The sequence below is a fragment of the Flavobacterium sp. genome (assembly GCF_043780635.1).
Taxonomy (GTDB): domain Bacteria; phylum Bacteroidota; class Bacteroidia; order Flavobacteriales; family Flavobacteriaceae; genus Flavobacterium.
In genome coordinates this window covers 1-14,775 of the sequence record NZ_JAYWCK010000185.1, presented here as the reverse complement: position 1 = coordinate 14,775, position 14,775 = coordinate 1, and the positions used below count along the sequence as shown (strand labels likewise).

The following is a 14,775-nucleotide window of genomic DNA, read 5'->3' as shown; positions in this document are numbered from 1 at the left end:
CAAGGAAAAAGAAATTCCAAAACCAAGAAGTTTCGTAAAAGAACCCAAGGACAAACGTGAAATTCCAGCCCCAGAATTTGACTTACACATCGAAAAACTGGTTCCTAACAAACGAGGAATGTCTAATTACGACATTCTGACTTTACAGTCAGAAACTGCAAAACGACATATAGAATTTGCCATTCGCAACCGCATTCCAAAGATTGTTTTTATACACGGTGTTGGCGAAGGAATACTAAAATCTGAGCTTGATTTTTTATTAGGACGTTATGATAATATCGCTTTTCAAGACGGCAATTATCAAAAATACGGACAAGGTGCGACTGAAGTTTATATCAAACAAAACAGCAAATAAGACTTAATTAGTTGGTCAATAAATCACCATAGATATAAACATCTCCCAATTTGAAGCTGCTATTTCCTTTAATTAAAGTTGCATTTTTGATTACAATGGTATGTTTATAAGCAGTAGTTCCGCTTTTTATTGTGGTGACTTCTATTATTCCACTAACTCCGGAAACACCATTCACTGCATTCCATTCTTCGCTTATAGACGGAAGAACAGGAACTGAAGTTGCGCAAAAATAGTCTGGTGTAAGAACTCCATTAGAGTATAAGCGATACGTAAGTTTGTTATTAATGGAACCAATTAACCCCGTTCTGGGAGTATTTAAAGGCGTTTCAGTATTTACAATCAAAGTAGGATCGATCTTGTCAATGGTTAATGCTTCGCTACTAACATAATTGTAGATTTGTTTTGAAGTAGGGCATTGCTCAACTACTTTGTCAAACCCAAAAGGCAAAGGAGTTGAAGGTGTGATATAATCCCCAAAAGGGAATGTTTCATATACTTGAGTCCCATTAGTTTTTGCAAATGTGATATTATTAAAAGCAATATTATGATTGTAACCAGTAATTTTTGTGCTTCCGGCAATAGGACCTGCTTCGGTTATAGTTGTTGTAATTATTTGAATTTTTCCGGATGCAGCTGTCCATTGGTCATTTACATTAGGTAAAGCTGGCGGTATGGTATTGCAAATATTATCAGCAGCAACTGTTCCATTATAAAAACGGTACACTACTCGATAAGTTGAATTATCAATGTCAAATATGGTTGGATTTCCGGGAACAGTGGGTTCATTTTTAAATGATGTTTTGGGAATTTCGAGAAGCAAGGCTTCCTTTTCCTTCAGTTTATAGATGATATCATTCGTGCTGCAACTTTGTGTTTGAACATCTTCAAAATTTATGGTTTCCAATGTTAAATTACCGTCATCGCAGCTATTAAAAGCAAATGCACAAATCAATATACCCAGAAATCGTTTCATTTTTATACTATTTCCAACAAAAGTAGAATTTTTAATTTGTTCCAAAAGCATTCTCTTTCAAAAACATATAATTTAACATAAAGTTTGTCATTCCGACAAAGGAGGAATCTCAACAATATTGCTCTACAACTTTGAGATTTACTTCGTCCGTTTGCTTTGCTCGGGTCTCGGAATGACAAGTAGTCTTTTATTTATTGCAACATAAATGAACCTAAAAGAAGATGTAAAATCCCAAGCAAACTGAAATCATTATATTTGCACCTATCTAATACAATAAATGAAACCTACCAAATATTATTTAGCTGCTTTTTTTGCCTTTTTTATTTGGGGCTTTTTTAGTCTAGCGCTTAAACCATTACATAATTATCCTTCTTTGGATATTTTGTTTTACCGAGTGTTTTTTAGTGTGGTAATGATGGTGCTGATTAATCTGGTTTTTCGAAGAAAGGTGCTCAGAAAAAACTGGAATCATTTCAACCAAATGACGCCAAAAAAGAAGCAAAGTACGGTTGTATTAACTCTTGGTGGCGCTATATTTCTGGCTTCAAATTGGTTTGTATTTATCTTTGTAATGAACCACGTTAGCGTGAAAGCCGCCTCATTGGCTTATTTGATTTGTCCAATTTTGACGACCATTATTGCTTTTTATTTGCTAAAAGAAAGATTGTCAAAAGGGCAATGGGTTGCCGTAATGATCAGTATTTTGGGTTGTGTTCTGTTGTCTTTCAATCATTTTAAGGATATATTTTTCAGTTTGGTTGTGGCGGCAACGTATGCTTTCTATTTGGTAAGCCAGAGGAAAAACAGTGAATTGGACAAATTCCTGATTCTAACCATTCAATTGCTGTTTACAGCATTGATTCTGCTTCCATTTTATCCAAAATACAGTGGAACAATACCAACAGAACCTATGTTTTACGGCTGTTTGTTGATTATTGTGGTATTCTTTACTATAATTCCATTATTTTTGAATTTGTATGCTTTAAAAGGGATAAATTCCTCGACTGTAGGGATTATGATTTATATCAATCCCATAATTAATTTTTTACTGGCCATATTCTATTACAACGAGCAGGTCAGTTTGATTCAATTATGTTCTTATTTCTTGATTTTAGTATCGATTGTTGTGTTTAATGCAAAACTGATTTTCAAAATAAAATCGAAAGTGTCACGGTAGCAAAAGGAAATGTCATAAATAAAGTTTAAATTTATAAAATGAAAAAAGTATATCTCGATAACGCCTCAACTACGCAGCTTCGTCCAGAAGTCGTTCAGGAAATGACAAAAGTTTTATCGGAAGATTATGGAAATCCATCGTCAACACACAGTCTTGGTCGAAATTCCAAAAGTATTCTGGAACTTTCCAGAAAGGCTATTGCCAAGCAATTGAATGCTTCAGCCCAGGAAATTATATTTACTTCTTGCGGCACCGAAGCTAATAATTGGATACTTCGCTCAGCGGTTAAGGATTTGAAAGTGAAGCGGATAATTACTAGTAAAATTGAGCATCATGCTGTTTTGCACACGGTTCAGTCCCTGCAAAATGAATTTGATATCCAGGTTGATTATGTAGCGGTTAAACCCAATGGCGAAATTGACATGAGTGATTTAGTAGATTTGCTTTCGCAAGAAACCCACTTCACAAGAAAAATTTCTTCAGATAAAATGAAAAAGTGGGTTCCTGACGACCAAAATTTAAATAACTCTACGGAAGAAATAAAGACTTTGGTCAGCTTAATGCATGTGAACAACGAGATAGGAACTGTTTTAGATGTTGATAAAGTGGGACGAATTTGTGAGCAGTACAATGCCTTATTCCATTCCGATATGGTACAATCCGTTGGAAAAACAGAGATCGATTTGCAACATTTACATATCGATTTTATGGTAGCCAGTGCTCATAAATTTCACGGGCCAAAAGGTGTGGGATTTGCATTTGTCAAGAAAAATTCAGGATTGCAACCTTTATTTTACGGTGGCGAACAAGAAAAAGGCTTGCGTCCCGGAACCGAAGCGGTGCATCAAATTGCTGGAATGGCAAAGGCTTTAGACGTTTCTTATACTAATTTGGAAACCGAAAGAAATCATATTTCTGATTTGAAGAACTATTTGATCACCCAACTCGAAATTGAATTTCCGTCATTTGTAATCAATGGAACTTCCGATGGAATTTATACTATTTTGAATGTTTTATTACCATTTTCTGATGATAAAACTGCAATGATTTTGTTTAATCTGGATATGAAAGGAATCGCTGCTTCTCGCGGCAGTGCTTGTCAATCGGGAAGTATTAAACCATCGCACGTTTTGGCAGAGATGCTTTCGAACGAGGATTTGAAAAAGCCAAGTTTACGTATTTCTTTTAGCCATTTCAATACTAAAGAAGATATTGATTTGTTAATTTTTGGTTTGAAGAGCATATAATTTAATTATCTAATCCTTTCCAGAACTTTTTTTGAAAGGATGGTTTTTCTGCATATTTATTCATTATTAATCGCGCCTTAAAAAAACACAAGGTTGATTCTGCTCCTTGGTTGATGTTAATTGTTTTGTCTTCAAGTCCATCATAAGATGCACCGTTTTCGGGATTGTACATAATTTGTTTGAGGTGATTGTTTCCTAAAAACCAAAAGAAAGCTACTTCAAGTTGGTCTTTATATTTTTCATTACCAGTCACTTGATAGAATAAATCTAAAGTGATAATTGTAGTAGCCACTTCGATGGGTTGTTCTCCGTAAAACATTCTTTCGTTTTCTTTTTTGAACCAACCACGATTTGAGATTACTTTTATCTGGCCTTTCATAAAATAATGCGATAATAGAAAATCAAAAGTTATGGTTGCAATTTTTAAATATTTCTTGTTTCCAGTCGCTAAATAGCTATACAACATTGCCTCTGGAAGCACATTATTTACATAAGTCATATAATCTTCGTACCAAGACCAATTTTCTTCTGAATTGATATGGTAGAGATTAAGAAGCTTATCTGCAAGTTGCTCCATCTGCAACTTTATTGTTTCTAAAGGAGAAACTAAATGGTAGTAATAAAGCCCTTTTAAGTTATATGCTATGGCTCTGGGAGATGAAACTTGATGAATTTTTTCGTAAGCTTTTCCCCAGCAAATTTCTGCCCTTTTTACAAAATCCAAAGGAAGAATTTCTTTTTGGGAAATCACATATCCCAAAGCCCATAAAGCTCTTCCGTTAGCATCTTCTAAATTTACTTCTAAATTTTGTTCCGTTAGCTTAAGGTCAATATCTCTATAATTATCAAAAAATCCATCCTCACGCTGGATGCCTTCTACAAAACTTAAATAAATGTTTGCCAACGTCAGGACACTTTCATCGTGGCAAAAGGAATAATAAATTACCATATTTATTAATGCTCTTGCATTGTCATCTAACGTATATCCTGATGATGGGTCTGGCTGGCTAAAGTTTGAAAATTGTAATATTCCAATATTTGTTGTAAGTTCTTTAATATGGTCTAATTTTATGGGAGGTAAATTAAATCTTAAATCTTCCTCTTTACTTGTTAATTCACCATATAATAATCCATATTTAATAGCAACATTTTCCCAAGTTGTAGCGTGAGATTGTGAGTATGCATTTCTTCCCATCGAAAGGCGTTTCTCTTTATTTTCAATAAGTTTTAAAATTGCTTTTTGAAACTCTTTGGCATTGCCAAATTCGTTTAATAATATCCCAATACTATCTTCAAGAGTTTCGACTGCATGTGGAATTGGTGTAGAAATAACTGAACAGCCACAACTCAAGGCATAAGCAAATGTGCCACTAACTGCTTGATTTGGATCTTTGGAAGTAAATAAATAAATATCGGATAGGGTCAAATATTTTAACAATTGTTTCAATTCAAGGTATTCATTTATAAAAACAACATTGTTTTCTAAATGAAGTTCCTTTACAATATCCGTAAGCATGTTGCGGTATTTTTCACCTTCTCTTTTGATGATTTCGGGATGTGTTTTCCCAATTACCAAATAGATTACCTCGGGATGTTTAGCAACAATTTCGGGCAAAGCATATAACACGGTTTCAATACCTTTATTTTCGCTAATCAATCCAAATGTTGACATCACTATTTTATCTGTGTACTGATATTCTTTTTTTAAAATTTCCTTTTGTTCCCAAAGTACAATGTGGGTGCCGTGTGGTATTACTTTTATTTTTGAGATTTGACAACCATATTGGTTTATCAAGAGCTCTCTGGATTTATTGGTAAGGACCACGATTTTGTTGGACAAATCTACCAATGCCCGAACTACTTTTTTTCTTTTTTTGTCTGGTTCTGGCAGTACTGTATGAAAAACGGCAATAATGGGTTTGTTTAATGTTAAAAGGAATGCTAATAAATAATCTCCATATTCGCCACCATAGAGCCCAAATTCGTGTTGAAAACAAACCAATCCAATGTCTTTTCGCTTATTTATTTTCTCGGCAACATAACGATAATCATCTATAAAATTGGTAGATAAAACATAGGTTACTTCGCTTCCATATTCAAAATTATTTATTTCGTTTTGCAATGCACATACTTCTATAGGAAGTGTTTCTCCGAACACTTTTTTTACTGAATTTGCAATATCATTCGAAAAAGTTGCCAATCCACATTCTCGGGGGGGATAGGAACTTACAATTAACATTTTTAATGCTTTTTTAACCTTCATCGTAAATGATTTTTATGTTTGCATTCTCAGTTCTAAAAGTAATTCGTTTATGTCTAATTTTACGATAGCTATGCTCTCGTCAGCCACACCATAGTATATGTAGAGGTCATTTCCAAACAAAGCTTGCCCTGACGGGAATACAACATTATTTACAGCACCCACTCTTTCCCATATTCTAGTTGGAGAAAAAAGCGGGTATTTTAGTCTTGATATTTCAATTTCAGGTTTGTCTAATTGCAATAAAGCAGCCATGGCGTGGTACGTTTTTCCAGTTATTGTTTCTTGCACGCCATGATATATTAATAACCATCCATATTCTGTTTCAATGGGTGGCCCTCCGGCTCCGATGTAATTCACTTCAAAAAAACCTTTTGGATCCAAAACAATATAGTCGGTTAAGTTTTTCAGGTAATCTTCCCAAAATGATTTGGTTAAATCCTTCCAATGGTCAAAATAGACAATCTGGATTCCAGGCCAAATGCGATGTAACAACGCGAATTTTCCATTAATTTTTCTTGGAAAAAGAACTAAATCCTTGTCTCTAAGCAATCTGAACTTGTCGGCCACTAATCCTATTTCAGCAAATAGATTGTATAATAGCAAGTACTTTGGATTCAGTTCATCTTCATTTTTGCGAGTCACAAAGTCCTTATAATCCTGATAATTTACCTGTGGGGTAATTATTCCCTGTTTTTCAAAATGGATTAAATCTTTTGAGGTGGCAAGTGCCCCTAATGCATTGATGCCATCATAGGCGGTGTAGGTTAAATAATAAATATCATCGATTTTCACTATTCGAGCATCCTCGACTCCGTGTTTTTCGTATTCGAAATCAATTTCAATTAAGGGGCGTTCCATTCTTTCCACGATATTGAAAGGACCATCGGATTTGGCATAACCTATTGTTGAGATATTACCAAATTCTACCGCTCTATAAAATAAATGCACGGTATTTCCTTCTTGGAATACCCCTGGATTTAGTGTTCCATACTTTTCAAACTCCCTATCAGTAGGACCAAGCAATACACCAAGTTTTTCGATTGTAATCATAATTTCAAATATTATTTTCGATATTGTTTTTAACCCCCTGAAACCTGAAATTTGTCAAGACTTTTTTTTTAATTCGTCAAGCAATTCGTTTAAGTTCATTTTTGCAACGGCTGTATGTTTATCAGCGGCACCATAATAGATATAAAGATCTTTTCCGAACAAGGCATGGCCTGTTGGAAAAACAACATCATTGACTTCACCTTCGATTTCCCACTGTTTGGCAGGAGAAAAGAGAGGTAAATCCAATCGTGCTATTTCAACTTCGGGTTTGTCTAATTGCAATAAAGCGGCCTTGGCGTGATATATATGTCCTGTTGTTGTTTCATGTACGCCGTGGTATATTAGTAACCAGCCATCGGCCGTTTCGATAGGAGGTCCTCCGGCTCCAATGTAACTAACTTCGAAAATTCCCTTTGGATCAAGAACAATATAATCCGTCAGGTTTTCAATGTATTTTTTCCAAAATAGATCATTCAATTCACTCCACCGTTCAAAAAATACAATCTGGATTCCAGGCCAGATGCGGTGTAACATGACGAATTTTCCTTTTATTTTTCTTGGAAAAATTACCACATCTTTGTCTCTCAATAATCGAAACTTGTCAGCAATTAAACCCATTTCTTGATGAAGCCGATAGTAGTGATGGTATTTTGGATTTAGTTTATTGCCATTGCAAAGCGCATAGCGTTCATAATCTTGATAGTTTATTTTTGGCGTAATTATTCCATGTTTTTCAAAAGTGACCAAATCTTTTGAAGTCGCGAGTGCTCCCATTGCATTTGAACCATCATAAGCCGTGTAAGTTATATAATATGTATCTTCAATTTTTACGATTCTTGCATCTTCCACTCCTTGGCTTTCATAATCCAAATCCCGATTAATCAAGGGTTGATCACGTCTTTCGACTATCTTAAATGGACCATCGGTTTTTGCATAACCTATAGTCGAAATATTTCCGTTTTGTAATGCTCGATATAAAATATGTACGGTGTTTCCTTCCTGATAAACTCCAGGATTTATTACACCATTGTTTTCAAATTCATTGTTGGTGGGACTCAGGATTATTCCAAGTTTTTCTACTGCTATCATAACTCGATTGCTAATAATTCAATATTTTTTTAAATGGATTTTTTTGATTCATCACTAATTTTTTCTTTTTTTAGTTCCAAAAGCAATTCGTTTATATCCATTTTTGCAACGGCAATTTGCTTGTATGCCGCTCCATAATAAATATAGAGATCATTTTCGAACAAGGCGTGACCTGTTGGAAACACAACATTGTCCACTTCCCCTTCTATTTCCCATTGTTTGGTGGGAGAAAATAGGGGATAGGAAAGTCTTGCTATTTCGATTTCAGGTTTATCTAGTTGCAGTAATGCAGCCTTGACATGGAATAAATTACCCAAAGCCGTCTCTTGTACACCATAATAAATAAGTAGCCAACCCTCTTTTGTTTCGATGGGCGGACAGCCAACTCCAATATAATTTACTTCATAAATACCTTTAGGATTTAGAACAATATGTTCTGAAAGGTTTACTAGATATTTTTCCCAAAATGATTTTGTCAGATCTTTCCAATGGTCAAAATACACAATCTGGATTCCTGGCCTAAGGCAATGTAACATTACAAATTTCCCATTTATTTTTCTTGGGAAAAATACTATGTCCTTATCTCTAATTCCTCTGAACTGTTCTTCTGGTAATCCTAATTCTTTAAAAAAATTGTAATTATTATGATATTTTGGGTTTAGTTTATTCCCACATTTAAGGATTAATTTTTCATATTCCCCATAATTTATTGGAGGGGTTATTGTTCCTTGTTTTTCAAAATGGATTAAATCTTTAGAAATGGCAAGTGCTCCCATTGAGTTGATTCCGTCATAAGCGGTGTAGGTTATATAAAAGACATCGTCAATTTTAACAATTCGGGCATCCTTAATACCATTTTTCTCGAAGACTAATTCAGGAGTTATTAGAGGCTCAGTATTTCTAACCACAACTTTATTTGGCCCATCGGTTTTTGCATATCCAATCGTGGAATAGTTTTCTTTTTGGTCTGCTCTATATAAAATGTGTACGGTGTTTCCTTCTTGATAAATCCCCGGATTTGATACACCATTGTTTTCAAATTCTTTTTCTGAGGGAGATAGAATAATGCCGTATTTTTCTACTGTAATCATGATTTTAATTTTTAATAGTTAAACATTTTAAACATTCTACTTTTGATTTTCTTCTCCATTGGCAGCTTTTGTCTTTTCTTTCTCTTTTTTTTTGAAATACCCTCTAAACAGGAAATTATGTTTCATCGCTTCCATATTTTCATTTAATCGATATGAGGCTTCATTGATATTTGTCATTGTCGAATCTATTTTTCGAACTAATTCAGGGTCATTTGAAAGATAGTTAATGGTGCCTTTCCCATCTTTGATGTTTAATATTGTTGCATTAAGATTGGCAATTACTTTGTTGATTTCAATAGTTGATTTCTCCAAGTTAGTTACCATTTTTTTTATTTTATTGGCAACAGCTGTGTCTTTAATGACACCAACGACATTATTTTTATTATCTAATGAAATAACGAGTGTATTTAAATTTTTTAATGTTTCATTAGCTTCCTTGCTGGTTAGTTTCAAATAACGCATCGTTTCACCCAAGTCTTTTGAAATAATGGTGTCATTTAACAACGAACCTAAAGTTCCCTTCCCATCAATCATCTTATCAGTAATTTTCAGCAAATTAGCCGTGAGATTAGCAGCATTTTTATTGGTTACACTAAGAGTGTTTAATAGATCATCAGTTCGCACACGATTTTGAGTGAGAATCACATCACCTGGCTTAACAGAAGGTGCGTCACCATTTCCTGGAAAGATGTTTATGATCATATTTCCCACTAATCCATCAGAACCAATGATGGCAATCGCGTTTTTTTTTATGTAAGGAAAAATAGATTTATCAATATCCATATAAACACGAATAGTAGTATCGTTAATCATTCTAATTCCTCGAACTGTTCCCACACTTATTCCTGAATAGCGCACATTATTACCCAATTGTAAGCCATTAACGTTATTGAAAACAGCTTCCAAAGAATTTGTGTTTCCAAACATTTTTTGCTTATCGCCAACGAAATAAACGGCAAGTATAAAAATCAATAATCCGCTAATTACAAAAAAGCCAAGACTTATTTTTTGTGAGGCTGTTTTTTCCATTTTTATATTTATTTAAAGAATGCTTGTACTTTAGGGTCTTTTGAGGAAATTAATTCTTCAAAAGCACCTTCGGCATAATTGACTCCATCTACTAATAAAATCATTCGGTTCGAAATCGCTCTTGCACAATCCACATCATGTGTAATAATGATTGATGAGGTGTTGTATTTTTTTTGGATAGATTCCATTAATAGCAAAATTTCTTTTGCAGTTATGGGGTCTAATCCCGTGGTGGGTTCATCATACAGAATAATCTTTGGTTGGAGTATCAAGGTTCTTGCAAGAGCAACCCTTCGTTTCATACCTCCCGAAAGTTCTTCGGGCATTAAATTGATAGTATGTGCTAAACCTACATTTTCTAAGGCTTCCATTACTAATGGTGTGGTGTCTTTTATAACTCCAAACTTCTTTGTATGGCGCCTTAAAGGAAATTCCAGATTTTCCCGAACGGTCATTGAATCATAGAGAGCACTTCCTTGGAAAAGAAATCCAACTTCTGTCCTCAATTCGTCCAGTTCTTCGTGTTCCAATGTGCTAATGTCTTTGCCCATCACTATGATTGAACCGTTATCAGGCGCTTCGAGTCCTATCAAACATTTTATCATCACTGATTTACCGGAACCTGATTTTCCCATTATTACCAAGTTTTCTCCTTCAACCAGAATCATATTAAAACCATTCAAAACATGATTATCACCATAACTTTTTCTTAAGTCCTTGATTTCTATGATGTGTTTAGTATTGTTTTTGAATATGTTCATGTTTATAAACCATAAAAAATATCAGTAACAAAAACGGCAACAAAGTCAATTATAAAAAGGAGCATTGAAGTAAAAACTACAGCAGAATTTGCCGCTAGTCCTACACCAGCAGTCCCTTTTTTGCAGTTATACCCTTTAAAACATCCTACTAATCCAATGGCAAAACCAAAGAAAAAAGATTTAATGGTCGCGGGAATTAAATCGCCAAATTCCAAAGCTTCAAAAACCTGATTGTAGTATAATAAAAAAGACACATGATCTTTAATGTTTTCAACCAAATAGGAACCATAGATAGCTATAAAATCACCAAGAATCACTAAAATAGGTAGCATAAAAGTGGTAGCCAAAATCCGTGTGACTACAAGATATTTAAAAGGATTCGTTCCTGAAACTTCCATTGCATCAATTTGTTCTGTCACTTTCATGGAGCCTAATTCAGCACCGATGCCGGAACCGATACGTCCGGCACAAATCAACGCGGTAATTATGGGGCCAATTTCTCGAATGATAGCAATGCTTACCATTGAAGGCATCCAGGAAACAGCTCCAAATTCCTGCAGAGTAGGTCGTGACTGTAATGTAAAAACTAATCCGATAATAAATCCGGTAACAGATACCAATAGGAGGGAACGATTTCCCATATTGTAGCATTGCCTGAGAAATTCTTTAAATTCAAAAGGACGTTTAAATACTTCTTTAAAAAATCGCCCTGCAAAATTGGCAAGTTCACCAATATCAAGTAAGAAAGCCTTGAAGAGTTCAATTATTTTAAAAATAGTATCCATTGTAAAGATGAATTAATTTTTAAGAAAAAGTGTCTTTCAAATATACGAATAATCTGTTGGTTTTCAGTGTTGTTACAGCTTATTATTTGATTTATTTTAAAAAGGGAATTACAGTTTATAAGCAGATTTTAATAAAACAAAAAAAATCCGATGAAAATCGGATTTTTAATTGAGTCAATTAAATAAAAGATTGTTTTTTATTGGGTTCTTCTTTTTCATTTGTTGTCCCCATCATTTCCATTAATTTCATTCCAAGAAGTCCACTAATTTTTCCATCAGTTCTATTAGTATTACCTTGATTTTTCCCTTGCCAATTCTTCAAATAATTCTTTTTCCTTTTCGCTGAGGTTGGTGGGAATTACGATTTGATATGTAATGTATAAATCGCCAAAATGTCCTTCTTTTTTGTACACTGGAAAACCTTTTCCTTTTAGTTTTACTTTGGTGCCGTTTTGGGTTCCCGGCATTACTTTTAGTTTTACTTTGCCGTCAAAAGTATCGACCGTAATTTCACCGCCTAATATGGCGCTGTATAAATCTAAATCTACAGTTGAATAGAGATTGTGTTTGTCTAGTTTGAATTTAGTGTTGTTTTTGATAGTAAAAGTGATGTACAAATCGCCTTTTGGCCCACCATTAGATCCTTCGGCGCCCATTCCACTGATTTTTATTTGCTGTCCATTTTCAACTCCGGCAGGAATGGTTAGCCGAATGTTTTTAGCATTGATTGTCAATTCCCTTTTGTGCGTAGTGTAAACATCTTTCAGATCAAGGTTTAATTCTGCATTGTAATCGCCGCCTTTAGACTGTCTAGTCTGGCTTCTTCCTCCTGAAGTACGACCTCCAAACATAGACTCAAAAAAATCAGAATAATCTCCACCGCCTGAAAATCCTTCAAATCCACCGAATCCTCCTTGTTGGCCTCCACGGCTTCGGGATTGTTGCTGTCTTGATTTTTCAAATTCTTCAGAATGTTTCCAATCTTCGCCGTATTGATCGTATTTCTTGCGATTTTCGGGATGACTCAAAACTTCGTTTGCCTCGTTTACTTCTTTGAATTTTTGTTCGGCTTCTTTATCATTGGGATTCAAGTCAGGATGGTATTTTCGGGCGAGTTTTCTGAATGCTTTTTTCACCTCGGCTTCTGTAGCACTTTTATCAATTCCGAATACTTTGTAATAGTCTATAAATGCCATTTTTTAAGTTTTTTTATCTAATTTCTATACTTGCATTTCTTTTTAAAAAGTTTTTAAAATCAAATTTTAAATGCAAGATTCGTATGTGAATTAGTGTAATTATTGTACACAAATTTAACTATAAATTTAGTGATTTTTTCCTCGTTTGAAGCGTAATAAACATTTAATGTTTTCCTAATAAAATTTCCTGAATCGTTTATGGGGTAAATAGGTTACCAATATTTCTATTGTTCTTGTTGTCCAATAGGAAACCCAATTGTTGAATTTTGAGGTTAAATTATATCTTATTTCTAAAGTTTCAGGAGTGATTCTTTCGCATTGCTCCATAATTTCATTGAGATGCAAAAGATAATTATTTGCAAATTCAGCCGAATTGATTCCTACATTCATTTCGATACTCGCAAACGAACTCAAATTATTCAGGTTAAAGGAGCCAATTGTGGTCCAATTGTTATCAATCACAGCGGCTTTTCCGTGCAAAATTGATTTTTTCCATTCGTATAATTCAATATTATATCTTAGGAGTTTAGCATATAAATGGCAACTTGCTCGTCTCGCCATTGGAATATCGGATATTCCGGATAGAATCAATTTAATTTTCACACCATTTCGGGATGCTTTTTTTAAAGAATTTAGCAGTCTTTTTCCAGGTAAAAAATAGCTTCCTACAATTACGATTTCTTTTTTGGCGTTGCCAATGTTTTTTATGTAAGCATTATAAATTTGGTTTTTTCTTTTCAACCAGTCATTTTGAAGAACATAAATTATGGATTCTTCATCAGTTCCAATAACAGATTTAATTTCTTTTCTTCGAATAATTCTTTTCCTTAAATAGATGTCTCTGCACAATTCTTGAAGTCCTAAAGCTATTTTTTCATCATTTAATTCCACAGCATAGTCTAGCCAAGGGGGAATATTTGCGGTTCCATAGTATTTATCAGCAATATTGATTCCGCCGATTAATGCAGTTTTTGAATCTGTAACGACAATTTTATGATGCAGTCTTCTCCCAATATAAAATGAATTTGCAGAAAAAAATGGGGAGAAGAACCTGATGTTGATTCCTGTTTTATTGAGTTCTTTTAATACTTCTTCCGGGAATGAAAACGAGCCAAAACCATCAAGAAGAATATTTATTTTGACATTGCGGGAAGCGGCTACTTTTAATGCAGCAATTATTTTTTTGCCAATGTTATCGTAATCAAAAATGTAAGTCTGAATATGAATTTCAGTTTTAGCATCCAAAATTATCCGTTCCAAGCGAGAAAAATAGTCTTCGCCGCTATGAACATGCACTATTTTCTCAAAAGTGAAATTGGTTTTTGTATTAATCAACATTTACTCTTTTTGCTTTTTGCTTTCATTATTAAAATAAATTTCAATAAACTCTATAGCAACAAATTTCTGTCAATTTGTTGCTTTTCATTAAGAAAATTAAAGGTAACTTATTTTAATTATAAAAGGGCTCATTTGGTATTTATTGGACTACAAAATTATTTTTAATTTGTTTTTAATGTATTGTTTATTAGGTATATAAGTGATAAAAGCTACTGTTAGTTTTAATTGTAAAATGAAAATAGTAACTATTTATTTCCATATTCTGAAGTTTAACATAAATTTTTTCTTTTGGATTAAGGAACGCCAATCAATGAATAATAGGGCGCTGATGAAAAGCAATCCTATAGCCAAACTTGATATTGACTCCCAAGATATAGCTCCAAGTAGAATACTCTCTGCGTTTTCTGTACCGTATTTTCCT

14 protein-coding genes are annotated in these 14,775 nt (G+C 33.9%); 3 read left to right on the top strand and 11 right to left on the bottom strand.

Annotated features, from left to right (window positions below):
- The coding region (locus ACH2BV_RS16215) for a Smr/MutS family protein (RefSeq protein WP_395051819.1) at nucleotides 1-355 on the top strand (355 nt) is incomplete at its 5' end.
- Nucleotides 356-362: 7 nt separating this feature from the next.
- On the opposite strand, the gene ACH2BV_RS16210 is transcribed toward ACH2BV_RS16215, so the two are convergent.
- Nucleotides 363-1,373: a hypothetical protein gene (locus ACH2BV_RS16210; protein ID WP_395051818.1), complete on the bottom strand. Its 1,011-nt coding sequence runs from the start codon at nucleotides 1,371-1,373 to the stop codon at nucleotides 363-365.
- Nucleotides 1,374-1,605: 232 nt separating this feature from the next.
- Here ACH2BV_RS16210 and ACH2BV_RS16205 point away from each other — a divergent pair, with 232 nt between their 5' ends.
- Nucleotides 1,606-2,505 carry an EamA family transporter gene (locus tag ACH2BV_RS16205; protein ID WP_395051817.1) on the top strand — a complete coding sequence of 300 codons (900 nt, stop codon included), beginning with the start codon at nucleotides 1,606-1,608 and terminating at the stop codon, nucleotides 2,503-2,505.
- Between the two features lie 38 nt (nucleotides 2,506-2,543).
- A complete protein-coding gene (locus ACH2BV_RS16200; protein WP_395051816.1) occupies nucleotides 2,544-3,752 on the top strand; it encodes a cysteine desulfurase family protein in 1,209 nt (402 codons plus the stop codon).
- Nucleotide 3,753: 1 nt separating this feature from the next.
- On the opposite strand, the gene ACH2BV_RS16195 is transcribed toward ACH2BV_RS16200, so the two are convergent.
- From ACH2BV_RS16195 to ACH2BV_RS16150, 10 genes are all read right to left on the bottom strand, one after another.
- Nucleotides 3,754-6,015 carry a glycosyltransferase gene (locus ACH2BV_RS16195; protein ID WP_395051815.1) on the bottom strand — a complete coding sequence of 754 codons (2,262 nt, stop codon included), beginning with the start codon at nucleotides 6,013-6,015 and terminating at the stop codon, nucleotides 3,754-3,756.
- A gap of 12 nt (nucleotides 6,016-6,027) precedes the next feature.
- Nucleotides 6,028-7,065, bottom strand: a complete 1,038-nt coding sequence (locus ACH2BV_RS16190) for a pesticidal protein Cry7Aa (protein ID WP_395051814.1) — start codon at nucleotides 7,063-7,065, stop codon at nucleotides 6,028-6,030.
- A gap of 54 nt (nucleotides 7,066-7,119) precedes the next feature.
- Nucleotides 7,120-8,154 (bottom strand): pesticidal protein Cry7Aa, encoded by a 1,035-nt coding sequence (locus tag ACH2BV_RS16185; RefSeq protein ID WP_395051813.1) that lies wholly within the window; start codon nucleotides 8,152-8,154, stop codon nucleotides 7,120-7,122.
- 29 nt (nucleotides 8,155-8,183) lie between these two features.
- On the bottom strand, nucleotides 8,184-9,245 hold the full coding sequence (locus ACH2BV_RS16180; protein WP_395051812.1) for a pesticidal protein Cry7Aa: 1,062 nt from the start codon (nucleotides 9,243-9,245) through the stop codon (nucleotides 8,184-8,186).
- A 36-nt stretch (nucleotides 9,246-9,281) separates the two neighbouring features.
- Nucleotides 9,282-10,274, bottom strand: a complete 993-nt coding sequence (locus ACH2BV_RS16175) for an MlaD family protein (protein ID WP_395051811.1) — start codon at nucleotides 10,272-10,274, stop codon at nucleotides 9,282-9,284.
- Between the two features lie 8 nt (nucleotides 10,275-10,282).
- On the bottom strand, nucleotides 10,283-11,035 hold the full coding sequence (locus tag ACH2BV_RS16170) for an ABC transporter ATP-binding protein (RefSeq protein ID WP_395051810.1): 753 nt from the start codon (nucleotides 11,033-11,035) through the stop codon (nucleotides 10,283-10,285).
- 2 nt (nucleotides 11,036-11,037) lie between these two features.
- Nucleotides 11,038-11,820, bottom strand: coding sequence for an MlaE family ABC transporter permease (locus ACH2BV_RS16165; RefSeq protein WP_395051809.1), 783 nt, complete (start codon nucleotides 11,818-11,820; stop codon nucleotides 11,038-11,040).
- Nucleotides 11,821-11,998: 178 nt separating this feature from the next.
- A complete protein-coding gene (locus ACH2BV_RS16160) occupies nucleotides 11,999-12,142 on the bottom strand; it encodes a hypothetical protein (RefSeq protein ID WP_395051808.1) in 144 nt (47 codons plus the stop codon).
- Complete coding sequence (locus ACH2BV_RS16155; protein ID WP_395051807.1) at nucleotides 12,111-13,016, bottom strand: DnaJ C-terminal domain-containing protein; 906 nt, start codon at nucleotides 13,014-13,016, stop codon at nucleotides 12,111-12,113. The genes ACH2BV_RS16160 and ACH2BV_RS16155 overlap by 32 nt, the downstream gene beginning before the upstream one ends.
- A gap of 174 nt (nucleotides 13,017-13,190) precedes the next feature.
- A complete protein-coding gene (locus tag ACH2BV_RS16150; protein ID WP_395051806.1) occupies nucleotides 13,191-14,354 on the bottom strand; it encodes a phosphatidylserine/phosphatidylglycerophosphate/cardiolipin synthase family protein in 1,164 nt (387 codons plus the stop codon).
- Between the last annotated feature and the right edge of the window lie 421 nt (nucleotides 14,355-14,775).